Origin of the sequence: Spirilliplanes yamanashiensis (assembly GCF_016863475.1) — a bacterium.
GTDB classification, from domain to species: Bacteria; Actinomycetota; Actinomycetes; order Mycobacteriales; family Micromonosporaceae; genus Spirilliplanes; species Spirilliplanes yamanashiensis.
The window spans coordinates 1-15,148 of sequence record NZ_BOOY01000028.1; the positions used below are offsets into that span (position 1 = coordinate 1).

Annotated in this window: 13 protein-coding genes; 11 read left to right on the forward strand and 2 right to left on the reverse strand. The window is 75.2% G+C overall.

The genetic code is table 11. The annotated features are described in order from the left end of the window. Nucleotides 1-231 precede the first annotated feature (231 nt). From Sya03_RS19145 to Sya03_RS19170, 6 genes are all read left to right on the forward strand, one after another. Nucleotides 232-1,101 carry an ABC transporter permease gene (locus tag Sya03_RS19145; protein ID WP_203939709.1) on the forward strand — a complete coding sequence of 290 codons (870 nt, stop codon included), beginning with the start codon at nucleotides 232-234 and terminating at the stop codon, nucleotides 1,099-1,101. Nucleotides 1,102-1,103: 2 nt separating this feature from the next. Beyond that, nucleotides 1,104-1,859, forward strand: coding sequence for an ABC transporter ATP-binding protein (locus Sya03_RS19150; RefSeq protein WP_203939710.1), 756 nt, complete (start codon nucleotides 1,104-1,106; stop codon nucleotides 1,857-1,859). Continuing rightward, the gene (locus Sya03_RS19155; RefSeq protein WP_203939711.1) at nucleotides 1,856-3,478 is read left to right on the forward strand and encodes an FAD-dependent oxidoreductase; all 1,623 of its coding nucleotides are present in this window, start codon (nucleotides 1,856-1,858) and stop codon (nucleotides 3,476-3,478) included. Before Sya03_RS19150 ends, Sya03_RS19155 begins: the two co-directional genes overlap by 4 nt. Further along, nucleotides 3,475-3,828, forward strand: a complete 354-nt coding sequence (locus Sya03_RS19160) for a 4Fe-4S dicluster domain-containing protein (protein WP_203939712.1) — start codon at nucleotides 3,475-3,477, stop codon at nucleotides 3,826-3,828. The genes Sya03_RS19155 and Sya03_RS19160 overlap by 4 nt, the downstream gene beginning before the upstream one ends. 12 nt (nucleotides 3,829-3,840) lie before the next feature. Continuing rightward, nucleotides 3,841-4,833: an ABC transporter substrate-binding protein gene (locus Sya03_RS19165; RefSeq protein WP_203939713.1), complete on the forward strand. Its 993-nt coding sequence runs from the start codon at nucleotides 3,841-3,843 to the stop codon at nucleotides 4,831-4,833. A 115-nt stretch (nucleotides 4,834-4,948) separates the two neighbouring features. Beyond that, a complete protein-coding gene (locus Sya03_RS19170; RefSeq protein WP_203939714.1) occupies nucleotides 4,949-5,992 on the forward strand; it encodes a serine/threonine-protein kinase in 1,044 nt (347 codons plus the stop codon). On the opposite strand, the gene Sya03_RS19175 is transcribed toward Sya03_RS19170, so the two are convergent. Both Sya03_RS19175 and Sya03_RS19180 read right to left on the reverse strand, forming a co-directional pair. Continuing rightward, complete coding sequence (locus Sya03_RS19175; RefSeq protein ID WP_203939715.1) at nucleotides 5,989-6,876, reverse strand: methyltransferase domain-containing protein; 888 nt, start codon at nucleotides 6,874-6,876, stop codon at nucleotides 5,989-5,991. The two genes, Sya03_RS19170 and Sya03_RS19175, sit on opposite strands and share 4 nt — an antisense overlap. A gap of 116 nt (nucleotides 6,877-6,992) precedes the next feature. Continuing rightward, nucleotides 6,993-8,444 carry an amino acid permease gene (locus Sya03_RS19180; protein ID WP_203939716.1) on the reverse strand — a complete coding sequence of 484 codons (1,452 nt, stop codon included), beginning with the start codon at nucleotides 8,442-8,444 and terminating at the stop codon, nucleotides 6,993-6,995. A 280-nt stretch (nucleotides 8,445-8,724) separates the two neighbouring features. On the opposite strand from Sya03_RS19180, the gene Sya03_RS19185 reads away from it, so the two are divergent. The 5 genes from Sya03_RS19185 (at nucleotide 8,725) to Sya03_RS19205 (ending at nucleotide 15,137) form a co-directional block, all read left to right on the forward strand. After that, nucleotides 8,725-9,081, forward strand: coding sequence for an STAS domain-containing protein (locus tag Sya03_RS19185; protein ID WP_203939717.1), 357 nt, complete (start codon nucleotides 8,725-8,727; stop codon nucleotides 9,079-9,081). 44 nt (nucleotides 9,082-9,125) lie between these two features. After that, complete coding sequence (locus tag Sya03_RS19190; protein WP_203939718.1) at nucleotides 9,126-10,175, forward strand: alpha/beta hydrolase; 1,050 nt, start codon at nucleotides 9,126-9,128, stop codon at nucleotides 10,173-10,175. Between the two features lie 13 nt (nucleotides 10,176-10,188). Continuing rightward, entirely contained in the window at nucleotides 10,189-11,418 is a 1,230-nt protein-coding gene (locus Sya03_RS19195; RefSeq protein WP_203939719.1) for an ATP-grasp domain-containing protein, read from the forward strand. Between the two features lie 64 nt (nucleotides 11,419-11,482). Then, nucleotides 11,483-14,389, forward strand: coding sequence for a DEAD/DEAH box helicase (locus Sya03_RS19200; RefSeq protein ID WP_239107696.1), 2,907 nt, complete (start codon nucleotides 11,483-11,485; stop codon nucleotides 14,387-14,389). Then, on the forward strand, nucleotides 14,382-15,137 hold the full coding sequence (locus Sya03_RS19205; RefSeq protein ID WP_239107680.1) for an SWIM zinc finger family protein: 756 nt from the start codon (nucleotides 14,382-14,384) through the stop codon (nucleotides 15,135-15,137). Before Sya03_RS19200 ends, Sya03_RS19205 begins: the two co-directional genes overlap by 8 nt. Nucleotides 15,138-15,148 lie beyond the last annotated feature (11 nt).

Here is a 15,148-nt window from a genome sequence, read left to right on the forward strand (position 1 = left end):
AGGACGGACCCCGCCGTTCTGCTGTCCGGGCCCGGTCCGGGCACCCGCCGCGTCCCAGCCCGCGTATCCATACTTGACACATAGGATTTGCGGGTTAATGCTGCTTGCATCCGGCCGCCGCGCCGGCGCCCCCGTCGCACCCGCCCGGTCCGACGTGCCGAGCCACCCACCCCCGTTGTCGCCGACGAGTCCGCCGGCAGGTACCCCCTGCCCGGACGCGAAGGAGCCGCCATGTCCTCGTCCGTGCTCGACCCACCCGGCGTCCGCCTCGCGCCGGCCCCGCGCCCCGCCGGAGCCCGGGGCGACGAGCCGCGGCCCGCCGCCGGCCTGCGCCGCCTGCTGGCGGCCCTCACGCCCGCCCGGCGGCTCGTCGGCCTGGCCGCCGTCGTCGTGCTGTGGCAGGTCGGCGCGACCGCCGGCTGGCTCGGCAGCACCACGCCCGCGCCGCTCGACGTCGTCCGCGCCGGCGGCGAGCTGGTCGCCACCGGCGAGCTCGCGCACCACCTCGGCGTCTCGCTCACCCGCGTCGCCAAGGGCCTGGCCATCGGCCTGACCGTCGGGCTGGTCCTCGGCCTCGCCGCCGGCCTGCTCCGGCTCGCCGAGGACGTCGTCGACGCGCCCATCCAGGCCCTGCGGATGCTGCCGCACCTCGCCCTCGTGCCGATCTTCATCATCTGGTTCGGCATCGGCGAGACCTCGAAGATCGCGCTCATCGCGATCGGCCCGATCTTCCCGCTCTACCTCAACGTGCTGCACGGCATCCGCGGCGTGGACGAGCGCATCGTCGAGTCCGCCCGCTCCTGCGGCGTCGGCCGGCTCGGCCTCATCCGCCGGGTGATCCTGCCCGGCGCGCTGCCCCAGATCCTCGTGGGCCTGCGCCAGGCGCTCGGCATCGGCTGGCTCACCCTGGTCGTCGCCGAGCAGACCGCCACCACCAGCGGCATCGGGTTCCTCATGAACGACGCCCGCGAGTTCCTGCGCACCGACGTCATCTTCGTCGTCCTCGTGCTGTACGCCCTGCTCGGCCTCGCCACCGACCTGACCGTCCGGCTCGTCGAGCGGCGGGCCCTGGCCTGGCGCCGCGGGTTCGCGGGGGAGTGACCATGACCACGACGACACTGACCACCGGCGTGCGGGTCCGCGACGTCCGCCGCGTCTTCGACCGCCGCGTCGTGCTCGACGGCGCCGACCTGACCATCGCGCCCGGCGAGTTCGTCGCGCTGCTCGGCGCCAGCGGCTCCGGCAAGAGCACGCTGCTGCGCGCCGTCGCCGGGCTCGACCGCGGCGCCACCGGCAGTTTCGACGTCCCGGACCGGCGCGCCATCGTCTTCCAGGAACACCGGCTCATGCCGTGGAGCCGGGTGTGGCGCAACGTCACGCTCGGCCTCGACGCCCCGCGCCTGCGCGACCGGGCGCTGCGGGCGCTCACCGAGGTCGGGCTCGCCGCCCGCGCCGACGCCTGGCCGCGCACCCTGTCCGGCGGCGAGTCGCAGCGGGTCGCGCTGGCCCGCGCCCTGGTCCGCACGCCGGACCTGCTGCTGCTCGACGAGCCGTTCGGGGCCCTCGACGCCCTGACCCGGCTCAAGGCGCAGGCGCTCGTCGCGCGGCTGTGGACCGAGCACCGGCCCGCCGTCCTGCTCGTCACCCACGACGTGGAGGAGGCGCTGCTGCTCGCCGACCGGGCCCTGCTGCTGCGCGACGGCCGGATCGCCGAGGAGTTCGTCGTCGACGTGCCCCGGCCCCGCGCCCTCGACCACCCCCGGCTGCTCACCCTGCGCCGGCACCTGCTCGCCGGCCTCGGCGTCGACGCCGACCGGCCCGACGCCGACCTGGCCCCCGAACCGGAGGAGACCCGATGACCGCCACCCCGCAACCCTCCACCCTCGACCTGGTCGCCGACGTGGTCGTCGTCGGCGGCGGCCCCGCCGGCACCTGGGCGGCGCTCACCGCGGCCCGCGCGGGCGCCGACGTGCTGCTGCTCGACAAGGGCTACTGCGGCACCAGCGGCCCGACGGCCTCCGGCGGCACCGGCGTCTGGTACGTGCAGCCCGACCCCGCCGCCCGGGACAAGGCGATGGCGAGCCGGGAGGCGCTCGGCGGCCACCTGCAGGACCGGCGCTGGATGGCCCGGGTGCTCGACCAGACGTACGAGAACATGAACCGGCTGGAGGCCGAGGCGCGCTACCCGTTCCCGGTCGTGGACGGCCGGCCGCACAAGCGGGGCCTGCAGGGCCCGGAGTACATGCGCCGGATGCGGTCCTGGATCAAGCGGGCCGGCGTGCGGATCCTCGACCACAGCCCGGTCACCGAGCTGCTCGTCGACGGCGCCGGGACCGTGGCCGGCGTGCGCGGCCACCGCCGCCAGCACGACATGGACTACCGGGTCCGGGCCGGCGCGGTCGTGCTGGCCACCGGCGGCTGCGCCTTCCTCAGCAAGGCGCTCGGCTGCGACGTCGACACCGGCGACGGCGCCCTGTACGCGGCCGAGGCCGGGGCGGAGCTGTCCGGCATGGAGTTCTCCAACTCCTACGCCATCGCGCCCGCGTTCACGTCGGTCACCAAGACCGCCTACTACGGCTTCGCCACGTTCTTCCACGGCGACGGCACCCCGCTCGCGGGCGCGGGCAGCCAGGGCGGGCGCTCGGTCATCGCCCGGGAGCTGCTGGACAGCGGCGTCGTGCTCTGCCAGATCGACCAGGCCGACGCGGAGACCCAGCGGCTCATGCGCACCGGCCAGCCGAACTTCTTCCTCACCTTCGACCGGCTCGGCATCGACCCGTTCACCGAGAAGTTCCCGGTCACCCTGCTGCTGGAGGGCACGGTGCGCGGCACCGGCGGCATCCGGATCACCGGCGACGACTGCGCGACCACCGTCCCCGGCCTGTACGCGGCCGGCGACGCCGCCACCCGCGAGCTGGTCTGCGGCGGGTTCACCGGCGGCGGCAGCCACAACTCGGCGTGGGCGATGTCGTCCGGCACGTTCGCCGGGGGCGGCGCCGCCGCGTTCGCCGCCGCGCTCGGCGCGGGCGCGCACCGCCGCCGGCTGTCCGGCACCGGCGGCGCGGGCATCCGGCCGGCCGGTTCGGGCGCCGGCGGCGCGGGCCGCGCGGAGGCGCTGGACGTGCTGCGCCGGCAGGTGCACCCGTACGACAAGAACTACCTGCGCCACGGCGACCGGCTGCGGCCCGCGCTGGCCGACCTCGACGCCGTCTGGGCCGGGCTGCGCGCCGGCGCGGCGCCCGCCGGCGGCGACCTGCCGCGGCTGCGCCAGGCGGCCGCGATGGTGGCCCACGCCCGGTGGATGTACACCAGCGCGCTGGCCCGCACCGAGAGCCGCGGGATGGCCCGCCGCCAGGAGTTCCCCGGCCTCGACCCGGCCCAGTTCCACCGGCTCGCCGTCGGCGGCCTCGACCGGCTGTGGGTGCGCCCCGAGCCGGTCACCGGCCGCGAGGTGCGGGAACTGGCGGTGGCGTCGTGATCGAGATCGTGTCGTCGAGCCGCTGCGTCACCTGCGACGTCTGCATCGCCGTCTGCCCGACCGACGTCTTCGACCGCGGGCCGGGCGGCCTGCCCGTGATCGCCCGGCAGGGCGACTGCCAGACGTGCTTCATGTGCGAGGCGCACTGCCCGGCGGACGCGCTGTTCGTCGCCCCGCTGACTCACCCCGCGCCCGAGGGCTCGCCGCTGCGCGACGAGCGGCACGTCACCGAGTCGGGGCTGCTGGGCAGCTACCGCCGCGAGATCGGCTGGGGCCGCGGGCGCAAGCCCGGCGCCCGGCAGGCCGTCGGCCCCGAACTCGGCCGCGCCCGCATCACCCCCGCTTCCTGAGGAGACCAGCTCATGCGTTCCATCAACCTGTTTCGTGGCGCCACCGCCGTGGTCGTCGCCGCCCTGCTGACGACGGCCGCCGGCTGCAGCGCGGAGTCCGAGGCGGCGGCCGGCTCCGGCGGCGGCTCCGTGCTGCGGGTCGGCGCCATCGGCAACGCCAACGCCCTGTCCGGCCCGGTCGGACACCACCTGCGCCAGGGCCGGCTCGTGCCGGCCCTGGCCGCGCTCGGCGTCACCGACGTCAAGGTCGTCACGTTCCCGAACGGCCCGGACCTCAACCAGGCGCTCGCCGCGGGCGAGCTGGACCTCGCCGTCTACGGCGACACCCCCGCGCTCGTCGCCAAGGGCGCCGGCCAGCCCACCCGGCTCATCGCGCAGGCCCAGGTCGGCCTGGACGCCGGCATCCTGGCGAAGAAGGCGGGCGGGCCCACCTCGATCGCCGGGCTGGCCGGCCGCAAGGTCGCCGTGCAGACCGGCTCGTACATCCACCGGTATCTGCTGGGCGCGCTCGCCGACGCCCGGGTCGAGCCCGCCGAGGTGATCCACATCTACAGCTCCGACGTGGAGGCGGCCCTGGAACGCGGCGACGTCGACGCGGCCGCCGTGCCGATCGCCAACGTGGAGGCGCTCAAGGCCAAGGGGTACCCGCTCATCGCGCTCGCCTCGAAGGAACACCCGCAGTACCTGGGCACCAGCGCGACCGTGGTCACCGAGAAGTACCTGGAGAAGCAGCCCGGCATCGTCGCGGCGTGGCAGGACGCGCAGCGGGCGGCCGTCCGGGCCGCCAAGGCCGACTGGCCGGGGTTCCTCGCCTACTCGGTGAGCATCAACGGGTTCCCGCCCGCGATCGTCGAGGCGACCACGGTCGCGGAGCAGTGGCCCGAGGAGCCGTTCACCGAGCGGGGCCTGACCCTGCTCGCGGGCACCAAGCAGTTCCTCGTCGAGCAGAAGTTCGTCCGCAAGGACTTCGACCTGGACGAATGGACGGTCCGCTCCGCCGCCTGAACCGTGCCGGGGGCCCCGCCGCCGGGGCCCCCGGCCGGGGGTGACGCCGGTTTGTCGGCCCCCGCCGGCGGGTAGGCCTCACCAGGGACGGGCAGGGTCGGGGACGGAGCATTCCATGCGGACAGTGGGCGGGCGGTACCAGCTCGTCCAGCGCATCGGCGTCGGCGGCATGGCCGAGGTGTGGCGCGGCCACGACGCCGTGCTGGACCGGCCCGTCGCCGTGAAGCTCATCGCCCCCGCGCTGCGCGACCAGGTCGCCGTCGACCTCGTCCGCGCCGAGGCCCAGCTCGCCGCCCGCCTGGCGCACCCCAACGTCGCCGGCGTGCACGACTTCGGACTGTCACCCGGCGGCCCCGCCGGTGACCTGCCGTACATCGTCATGGAGCTCGTCGAGGGCCAGACCCTCGCCCGGCACCTGGCCGCCGGCCCCCTCGACTGGCGGATCGCCGTGCGCGTCTGCGCCGAGGTCGCCGCCGCCCTGGCCGCCGCCCACGCCCAGCACGTCGTGCACCGCGACGTGAAGCCGGGCAACATCATGCTCACCCCGGCCGGCGCGAAGGTGCTCGACTTCGGCATCGCCGCCGCCGCCGGCCAGCACGAACTCGACCTCGACGGCCCGGTCATGGGCACGCCCGCCTACGTCGCCCCGGAACGCTTCGCCGGGGTCCCGGCCACCCCCGCCACCGACGTGTACGCCCTCGGCGTGCTGCTCTACCACTGCCTGGCCGGGCGCCTGCCGTGGCCGGCCGACACCGAGACCGGCCTGGTCCACTCGCACCGCTACCTCGACCCCGACCCGCTGCCGGCGGTGGCCGGGCTGGCGCCCGAGGTGGTCGACCTGATCTCCCGCTGCCTCGCCAAGGACCCCGCCGAACGCCCGACCAGCCTGGTCGCCGCCCTGCTGCTGGCCGAGGCCGTCGACGCGCGCGTCTACGTCCCCATCGCCGACCTGGCCGCCGAACGCCCGCACCCGCCCGCGATCCAGCCGTGGGACGAGCAGGCCGCCTCCGCGCCGACCGGCGCGGTCGCGGCCGACCGTCCCGAGGCGGACCCCGCCGCCCCGCCGCTGACCGACCACGCCGTCACCGACCACGTGGCCGCCGACCGGCCGCCGGCGCAGCGCGAGGCCCGCCGGCGGGTCGGCCGGCACCGCGCCTAGACGACGACCTCGACCTCGGCGCTCTCCTGCAGGACGTGGATCTGGTCGCCCGGGCGGTACGCGAAGCGCACCCGCACCCGGGTGCCCTCCTCGGTGAACACCGGGCGGCTCAGCGGCACGACCAGGTAGTTCATCAGCCAGTCGACGGTGCGGGGCGGTTCGAGGAAGGCGGCCAGCACGTTCTTCGTGATGATCCGCACCGCGTTGAGCCAGCCCGGCCGCTCGACGGTGAACTCCGTCTCCGCCGTGCAGGTCTGCGGCAGGTCCTCGTCGTAGTAGAACTGCTGGAACACTTCCGGGTCGGCCAGCTCGACGGTGCGCGGCTGCAGGCTGTACGGGTCCTGGAACTGCGGCGCCGCGACGGCGTACCCGTGGAAGGTGAAGTCCTGCTGGACCGGCTGGACCGCCTGCAGGCAGGCCTCGGGCACGAAGCGGGGCAGCGGGCCGTCGAAGTTGGCCGCGTAGCGGCGCTTGAACCCGCCGATGACCTCGATCTGGCGCTCGCGCAGCAGGCCGACGTGGAGCATCTCGCACAGCACCACGTCGACGGGCTCGTCGGGCACGTACGTGCGGGCGTCGGCGTGCACGAGGGTGATCTGGTCCTCGCCGGCGTGGGCGAGGGCGGCGCGGGCGGTGGCGAGCACGACCGGCTCGCGCTCGACGGCGGTCACGCGGGCGCCGCGCTGGGCGGCGAAGAAGGACAGCACGCCGGTGCCGGCGCCCAGGTCGAGCACGTGCATGCCGGGGGTGACGACCTCGGCGATGGCCTGCTCGAAGCCGGTCATGCGGTGCTCGTCGAGCAGCATCGGCACGTGGTACTGGATCGGGATGACGTCCGCGGGCAGGCCCTCCCAGGGGGAGTGCAGGTCCTCGGTGCTGTGCATGCCGGGCACTTCCTGGCGATCCGTGCGCACTTGTCGGCGGCGGCGGGGCCTCCGTGCCCGGCCGAGGGTCGTGACCGGCCGTAGCGGCCGACCGGTCACTCCCTGCGACTATATCGTCACGAACTGGGCGTTCCGCCCACGGTTTCCGATTCCCCCGCCCGGAGTTTGCTGTGCCGGTAGCCGTACGCGAAGTAGATGACCACGCCGGCGCCGAGCCAGACGACGAACCGGATCCACGTGCTCAGCGGCAGGTCGGTCATCAGGTAGACGGCGAACAGGATGCCCAGGATCGGCAGCACCGGCGACCACGGCACCCGGTACGGCCGCGGCATGTCCGGCTTGGTCCGGCGCAGCACGATCACGCCGATGTTGACCAGCACGAATGCGAACAGCGTGCCGATGTTCACCAGCTTCACGATCTCGCTGAGCGGCACCAGCGCCGCCAGCACCGAGATCAGCAGGCCCAGGCCGATGGTGAGCCGGGCCGGCGTGCCGTAGCGGGGGCTGACCCGCGCCAGCCCCTGCGGCAGCAGGCCGTCGCGGCACATCGCGAAGAAGATGCGGGTCTGGCCGTACAGGATCACCAGCACGACGCTGGTGATGGCGACGACGGCGCCCAGCGACAGGATCGACGCCGCCCAGCCGATGCCCGCGCCCTCGTCGAGCGCGGCGGCCAGCGGCGCGTCGCTGGCGGCCAGCTGGTCCGGCCGGGCGATGCCGATCGCGCCGATCGCTGTCAGCACGTAGAAGATCGTGCAGATCACCAGCGAGCCGACGATCGCGTACGGCAGGTCCTTCTTGGGGTTGCGGGCCTCCTCCGACCCGCAGGACACCGCGTCGAACCCGATGTACGCGAAGAAGATGATCGCCGCGGCGGCCGTCACCCCGTCGGCGCCCGACGGCGCGAAGTCGGTGAAGTTCTGGGTGCCGAAGTTGGCGAACGCGATGGCGATGAAGAACAGCAGCACGGCCAGCTTCACGACGACCATCACCATGTTGACCCGGGCGCTCTCCGTCACGCCGCGCACCAGCAGCAGCGTGATGGCCAGGACGATGATGACGGCGGGCAGGTTGAACACGCCGCCGTCCTCCGGCGAGGTGGCCAGCGCCTCCGGGATGGCCACCCCGAACGTCGTGTCGAGGAACGCGTTGAAGTTGCCGCCCCAGCCGACCGCGATCGCGGCCACCGAGACGCCGTACTCCAGGATCAGGTCCCAGCCGATGATCCAGGCGACCAGTTCGCCCATCGTCGCGTAGGTGTAGGTGTAGGCGCTGCCCGAGATCGGGATGGAGCTGGCCAGCTCCGCGTACGACAGGGCGGAGAACACGCAGGCCACCGCCGCCAGCACGAAGGACAGGATCACGGCGGGCCCGGCGATCGCCGCGCCCTCGCCGATGACGACGAAGATGCCGGTGCCGATGATGGCGCCGACGCCCATGGCGGTCAGCTGCCAGGTCCCGACGGCGCGTTTGAGCTGCTGGCCCTCGACGTGGGCCTCGGCGGCGAGCGAGCCGACGTCGCGGACCGCGAAGATTCCGGTTCTCCGTGGGGGTGAGGTCGTGGCCATCCTGGCGTCCTCCACTGCTCCGGCGGCGGATCCGCGCAGAGATTCCCGCCGCGGCACCCGGGCACCCGACCGCGCCCGGAGCGGCCGAGATCGTCGGCCGCCGATGCCACCATGCGACTGTGCGGCTACTGTGCGCAACCCTTGGGCCGGGATCCGGCGCGACCGCGGCCCCGCACCCCGTGTCCGCCCGTGCCGGGAAAACCGGGGCACGCTGCGAGGCGGGGGAGCGGCGTTGTAGCGTGGGCCACGGACGACCCGCCGGACTCGGAGGGAGCGGCACATGGGCGAAGCGGTCATGACGACGCGACGGCAGGCCGACGGCGCGATCGTCGTCGACGTCCGCGGCGTCCTCGACGCGGCCACAGTCGACGCGCTGCGGGCGGCCCTGCTCGGCACCCTCGCCAGCGACCGGCCCGGCACCATGATCGTCGACCTGACGTACGTGACCTTCATGGACTCCATGGGCATCGGCGCGCTCGTCGCCGGCCACAACGCCGCCCGCGAGATGGGCTCGCAGTTCGTGCTGCGCAACCCCAGCGAGTTCGTCCACCGCCAGCTGCGCGTCACCGGACTGGCCCAGATGTTCGGCCTGCCGGACACCGCCGGCGACGCCGAGCCGAGCACCCGGCACCGCTGATCGATCCGCGCGCGCGGCGCCCGCCGCGCGGTTAGTGTCTCGGCATGGGGCAGCCGGCCGGATCCAGGTGCACCGCCGAGGAGATCCGCTTCGCGCTGCCCGACCCCGGCCACCGGTACACCGGCGTGCGCCTGCTGCAGCAGGCCGGCCTGCCGCGCGTCGACTTCGCCCGGGACGACGACGGCGTCTGGCGGCTCAGCCTGCCGCGCCCGGCCGCCTGGCGGCTGGAGTACAAGCTCGAGCTGCGCCACCCCGACGGCGGCGTCGAGCAGGTCTGCGACCCGCACAACCCGCGCCGCGTCGGCGGCGACTTCGGCGACTCCTCGGTGCTGCTCTGCCCGGAGTACACGCCGCCCGCCTGGCTGCACCGGCCCGGCGCGCCCGGCGACCGGCACGAGCTCACCCTGCCCGTCCCCGCCCTGCACACCACCCTGACCGCCCAGGTGTGGTCGCCGCACGAGGCCACCGACCGCATCCTGCTGGCCCACGACGGCACCGGCTACGACCGGTGGGCCGGCCTCACCCGCTACAGCGCCACGATGATCGCCGACGGCGTGCTGCCCCCGCACCACGTCGTGCTGCTCGACGCCCCGGACCGGCTGGAGTGGTACTCGGCCAGCCCGGCGTACGCGTGGGCGCTCGCCGCCGACGTGCTGCCCCGGCTGTGGACCGCCCTCGGCGGGACCCGGCCGGTCGTGGGCGCCGGCGCCAGCCTCGGCGCGCTCGGGATGCTGCACGCCCAGCGCCGCTACCCGGGCTGCTTCGGCGGGCTGTTCCTGCAGTCCGGCAGCTTCTTCCAGCCCCGGCACGACCGCCAGGAGTCCGGCTTCCGGCGCTGGCTGCGCATCGTGCGGTTCACCGGCCGGGTCCGGCGCACCACCGCCGCGCCCGCCGTGCCGACCGTGCTCACCTGCGGCACCGTGGAGGAGAACCTCGCCAACAACCGCGACATGGCGCGCTGGCTGTTCCGCCAGGGCTACCCCGCCGCGCTGTACGAGGTGCCCGACGCGCACACCTGGACGGCCTGGCGCGACGCCCTCGACCCGTACCTCACCGACCTGCTCCGCCGCGTCTGGCCGCCCGAACGGCACTGAAGGAGGCACCCCCGTGACCGACCACCTCATCGGCCTCTTGCTCGGCGCCGAGGACGACTGGCCGCGCGCCTACGAGGCCCTGCTGCGCCGCCTCGGCGCGGTCACCGCCCCGGACGGCGGCAAGCACCGGGTGCGCAGCGTCCGGGTCAGCATCGAGCCGTTCGACCTGCGCGCCAAGCCGCAGCACGAGCTGGTCATCGACCGGCTCGCGCACTGGTACTACCACCCGCGCGAGTGGCTCAAGAAGATCGCGCTGATGGACGACGTGTACCTGCTGAACAGCCCGTTCACGTTCCAGTCGATGGAGAAGCACGCCGCCTACTGCGCGATGATGCGCCTCGGGCTCAAGGTGCCGCCGACCGTGCTGGTGCCGTACAAGAACCCGGTCGAGAACTCCCGGTGGGCGTACACGGCGGCCCGCTACAACCAGCCGTTCGACCTGGACGCGGTCGCCGAGACCATCGGCTACCCGCTCTACATGAAGCCGTACGACGGCGGCGCCTGGGTGGGCGTGTCGAAGATCCGCAACCGCGAGGAGCTGCACGCCGCGTACGACGCCTCGGGCGAGCGGCTGATGCACCTGCAGCAGTCCGTCGAGGGCTTCGACGTGTTCGCCCGCTCGCTGAGCATCGGGCCCGAGACGATGGTGATGAAGTTCCGGCCCGAGCTGCCCATGCACGACCGGTACGCCGTCGACCACTCGTTCCTGACGCCCGAGACCGGCGACGAGGTCGTCACCATCTCCCGGCTGGTCAACGCGTTCTTCCGGTGGGAGTTCAACTCCTGCGAGTCGCTGGTGCGCGGCACCGAGGTGCACCCCATCGACTACGCCAACGCCTGCCCCGACGTCGCCGTCACCTCGCTGCACTACTACTTCCCGTGGGCGATGGCGGCGCTGCTGCGCTGGACCGTCTTCTGCGTGGTCACCGGGCGCCGGCCGCGGCTGGACATGGACACCGCCCGCTACTTCGCCATCGCCGACGACCCGCAGCTGTCGTACGCCGAGAAGCTGGCCGGCTACCGGCGCCTCGCCGACGAGTACTTCGAGGTGGACAGGTACCAGGAGTTCTGCGCCACCGCGCTGGCCCACGTCGACGAGCTGGTCCTGGAGTGGGTGACGAGCACCGAGTTCGACTCGTTGCTGAAGGAGACGGTGCGGGCGACGTACCCGCCGCACGAGCACGACCGCTTCCTCGGCCACTTCGGCGGGCTCGTCGACGCCTGGGTGCGCGACCAGGGCTGACGTGGCTGTCGGTGCCCCCGGGTAGCGTCTGTCGACGACACGGGGGAGGTGGCCGGGCTTGCGGGTGGTACACGGCTTCGTCGCGGCGTCCGGCGCGCCCCTGCTGTGGGCCGAGACCGGCGTCGTGCCGCCGCCCGGCGGCCGGCGCGGCCGCGCCGCCGTGCCGCACCCGTTCGCCGCGCCCGCCGCCGAGCTGGCCGCCGCCCTGCCCGGCGCCGCGCCCGCCGGGCCGGTCGCGCTCGACCTGCCCACCGTCGGCGCCGCGCCCCTGCCGTCGCCGCAGCTCGGCCGCGCCGCCCCGCGCCGCGGCACCTTGCGCGCCGCCGCCTGGACCGTCCCGGCCGTCGCCCCCGGTCCCGGCCTCGCCGACCTGGCCGACGACCTCGCCGTCGCCTGGCCCGAGGCCCGCCTCGGCGTCTCCGCGGCGTGGCTGGCGGCGCTGGCCGCGTTCGCCGCCGACCTGGTCGCCCGCGGGCGCGTGCTGCCCACCGCGGCGGCGCGCTGGCGGGCCGTGCTCACCGGCGCCGACGCCACCCGGCACGCCGAGCTGCTGCGCGCCCAGCCCGCCGCCGCCCGCGGCGCCTACACCGCCGCCGACGCGCAGCGCGCCGCCCTCGACCACCTCGCCGACGCCGCCGTGCGCGCCCGGCTCGCCGCCGGCGGCGACGTTCTCGCCGCCGGCCACCCGTGGGTCGCCGCCCTCGCCGGCGGCCCGGCGGCCTCCGCCGCGCCCCGGCTCGCCGACGCCCTCGACCGCTGGCAGGGCGACGCCCTCGAACCGGCCCGGGTCCGGCTGTGCCTGCGGCTGTCGCGCATCGAGGACGAGGAGGACACCGACGGCGCCGGGTGGGTGCTCGACTTCCACCTCCAGCCGCTGGCCGACCCCAGCGTCGTCGTGCCCGCCTGGGCCGTGTGGCGCGACACCGAGGCGACCCTGCGGCACTGGACCCACCGGCCGTCCGACGACCTGCTCGGCGGGCTCGCCCGCGCCGCCCGGCTCTACCCCGACCTCGCCGACGCGCTCACCGTCCGGCGGCCGTCGGAGCTGCTGCTCGACACCGAGGGGGCGTACCGCTTCCTCACCCACGCCCCCGAGCTGGCCCAGGCCGGCCACGGCGTCTTCCTGCCCGCCTGGTGGCGGCGGCCGCTGGAGCTCGGCCTGGCCCTGGAGACCCGGTCCGGCGCGCCGGGCGCGGTGCTGCGCGACGAGTACGTCGGGCGCAAGGCCGCCGTCGACTTCCGCTGGCGGCTGGCGCTGGGCGGCGACCCGCTCACCGAGGACGAGCTGGTCACCCTCGCCCGCGCCAAGACCCCGCTGGTGCGCTTCCGCGGCCGCTGGGTGCTGCTCGACCCCGACCGGCTCGCCGCCGGGCTGCGCTTCCTCGCCACCGGCGCCGGCGGCCGGATGACCGCCGCCGACGCGCTGCGGGTGCTGCGCCCCGACGAGCCCGGCGTGCCGCTGCCCGTCACCGCCGCCACCGGCACCGGCTGGGTCGCCGACCTGCTCAACGGGCGGCTCGCCGACACGCTGTCCCTGGTCGGCCCGCCGCCGTCGTTCGCCGGCACGCTGCGGCCGTACCAGCGGCGCGGGCTGTCCTGGCTGGCGTTCCTCGACTCCCTCGGCGTCGGCGCCTGCCTCGCCGACGACATGGGCCTCGGCAAGACCGCGCAGGTGCTGGCGCTGGAGGCGCACTGCCGGGCCGCCGGGCCGCGCCCGCCCACCCTCGTCGTCTGCCCGCTGTCGGTGCTCGGCACGTGGCAGCGCGAGGCCGCCCGGTTCACCCCCGGCCTGCGCGTGCAGGTCCTGCACGGCGCCGACCGCGCCCTCGACCCCGCCGCCGACCTGGTGGTCACCACCTACGCCACCGCCGCCCTCGACGCGACCCTGCTGGCCGCCACGACGTGGGACCGCATCGTGCTCGACGAGGCGCAGCACATCAAGAACAGCGCCGCCGGCGTCGCCCGCGCCCTGCGCACCGTGCCCGCCCGGCACCGCGTCGCCCTCACCGGCACCCCCGTGGAGAACCGCCTCGCCGAGCTGTGGTCCATCCTGGACTTCGTCAACCCCGGCCTGCTCGGCCCGCTGTCCGTGTTCCGCGCCCGGTACGCGGTGCCGATCGAGCGGCACGCCGACGAGGCCGCCGCCGCCCGGCTGCGCACCCTCACCCGGCCGTTCCTGCTGCGCCGCACCAAGAACGACCCGGGCATCGCCGCCGACCTGCCCGCCAAGCGCACCCGCACCCAGTTCTGCACGCTCACCGCCGAGCAGGCCACGCTCTACCAGGCCGTCGTCAACGACATGCTCCAGCGGCTCAAGGAGACCTCCTCCATCGCCCGGCGCGGCCTGGTGCTGTCCGCCATCACCAAGCTCAAGCAGGTCTGCAACCACCCCGCCCACCTGCTCGGCGACGGCTCGCCGCTGGCCGGGCGCTCCGGCAAGCTCGACCGGCTGGAGGAGATCCTCGACGCCGCCCTCGCCGCGGGCGAGCCGGCCCTGTGCTTCACCCAGTACGCGGCGTTCGGCGCGCTGCTCCAGCCCCACCTGGCGGCCAGGTTCGGCGCGCCCGTGCGCTACCTGCACGGCGGCGTGCCGCGCGGCGCCCGCGACGCGCTGGTCGCCGGGTTCCAGGCCGACGAGCGCCCCGGCGTCTTCCTGCTCTCGCTCAAGGCGGGCGGCACCGGCATCGACCTCACCGCCGCCCGGCACGTCGTCCACATCGACCGGTGGTGGAACCCGGCCACCGAGGCGCAGGCCGCCGACCGCGCCTACCGAATCGGCCAGACCCGCGACGTGCAGGTGCACACGCTGATGTGCCTCGGCACCGTCGAGGAGCGCATCGACCGGCTGGTGCGCGACAAGGAGCACCTCGCCGAACGCGTCGTCGGCAACGGCGAGGGCTGGCTCACCACGCTCACCACCGCCGCCCTGCGCGACCTGGTGCGGCTGTCGCCGGAGGCCGTCGGTGACTGACGAACCCCGCTGGTCCGAGCCGTTCGTGGCGATGATCGAGTCGCTCGGCATGGGCCCCCGGCTGGCCCGCGGCCGCCGCGACGCCCGCGCCGGGCACGTGCGCAGCCTGACCATCAACTCCAGCCTCGTCGTGGCGCAGGTCCGCGGCCCCGAGGAGACCGTCGCCCACCGGGCCCGCATCGCCGTGCGCGCGTACGGCGCCGCCGAGTGGGCCCGCATCGAGGACCACCTGGCCGCCGAGGCCCGGTACGCGGCCGACCTGCTCGTCGGCCGCATGCCCGCCGACATCGCCCGGGTGTGCGCGGCGCTCGGCCTGCCGCTGCTGCCGGAGTCCATCGGCGACATCGCGATGGACTGCACCTGCGACGACCCGGTCCGGCCCTGCCCGCACCTCGCCGCCACCTGCTACGCGCTGGCCGCCTCGCTCGACACCGACCCGTTCGGCATGGTCGCCTGGCGCGGCCGCTCCCGCGAGGAGCTGCTGGCCCGGCTGCGCCCGGCCGCGCCCGCCGCGCCGTCCTCCACTCCGTCGCCCGCCGCGGTGGACCTCGCGTCCTTCTGGGACGCCCCGCCGCCGGCCGCCCCGGGCGCGGACGCCGGCGCCCTCGGCGTGCAGGTGGCGATCGTCGGCCTGCCCGGCGTGGTGCGCCGCCCCGACGCGCTGCTCGACGAGCTCGGGCCGCTGGTCGTCGACGGCGCCGACATCACCGGGCTGCTGCGCCCGCTGTACCGCAGGCTCGGACCGTGATCAGCCGATAG

Bases quoted from the DNA above. Each gene is read 5' to 3' on its own strand.
- Sya03_RS19145 (WP_203939709.1), top strand. From the start codon at position 232: ATGTCCTCGTCCGTGCTCGACCCACCCGGCGTCCGCCTCGCGCCGGCC.
- Sya03_RS19150 (WP_203939710.1), top strand. From the start codon at position 1,104: ATGACCACGACGACACTGACCACCGGCGTGCGGGTCCGCGACGTCCGC.
- Sya03_RS19155 (WP_203939711.1), top strand. From the start codon at position 1,856: ATGACCGCCACCCCGCAACCCTCCACCCTCGACCTGGTCGCCGACGTG.
- Sya03_RS19165 (WP_203939713.1), top strand. From the start codon at position 3,841: ATGCGTTCCATCAACCTGTTTCGTGGCGCCACCGCCGTGGTCGTCGCC.
- Sya03_RS19170 (WP_203939714.1), top strand. From the start codon at position 4,949: ATGCGGACAGTGGGCGGGCGGTACCAGCTCGTCCAGCGCATCGGCGTC.
- Sya03_RS19175 (WP_203939715.1), bottom strand. From the start codon at position 6,876: ATGCACAGCACCGAGGACCTGCACTCCCCCTGGGAGGGCCTGCCCGCG.
- Sya03_RS19180 (WP_203939716.1), bottom strand. From the start codon at position 8,444: ATGGCCACGACCTCACCCCCACGGAGAACCGGAATCTTCGCGGTCCGC.
- Sya03_RS19185 (WP_203939717.1), top strand. From the start codon at position 8,725: ATGGGCGAAGCGGTCATGACGACGCGACGGCAGGCCGACGGCGCGATC.
- Sya03_RS19190 (WP_203939718.1), top strand. From the start codon at position 9,126: ATGGGGCAGCCGGCCGGATCCAGGTGCACCGCCGAGGAGATCCGCTTC.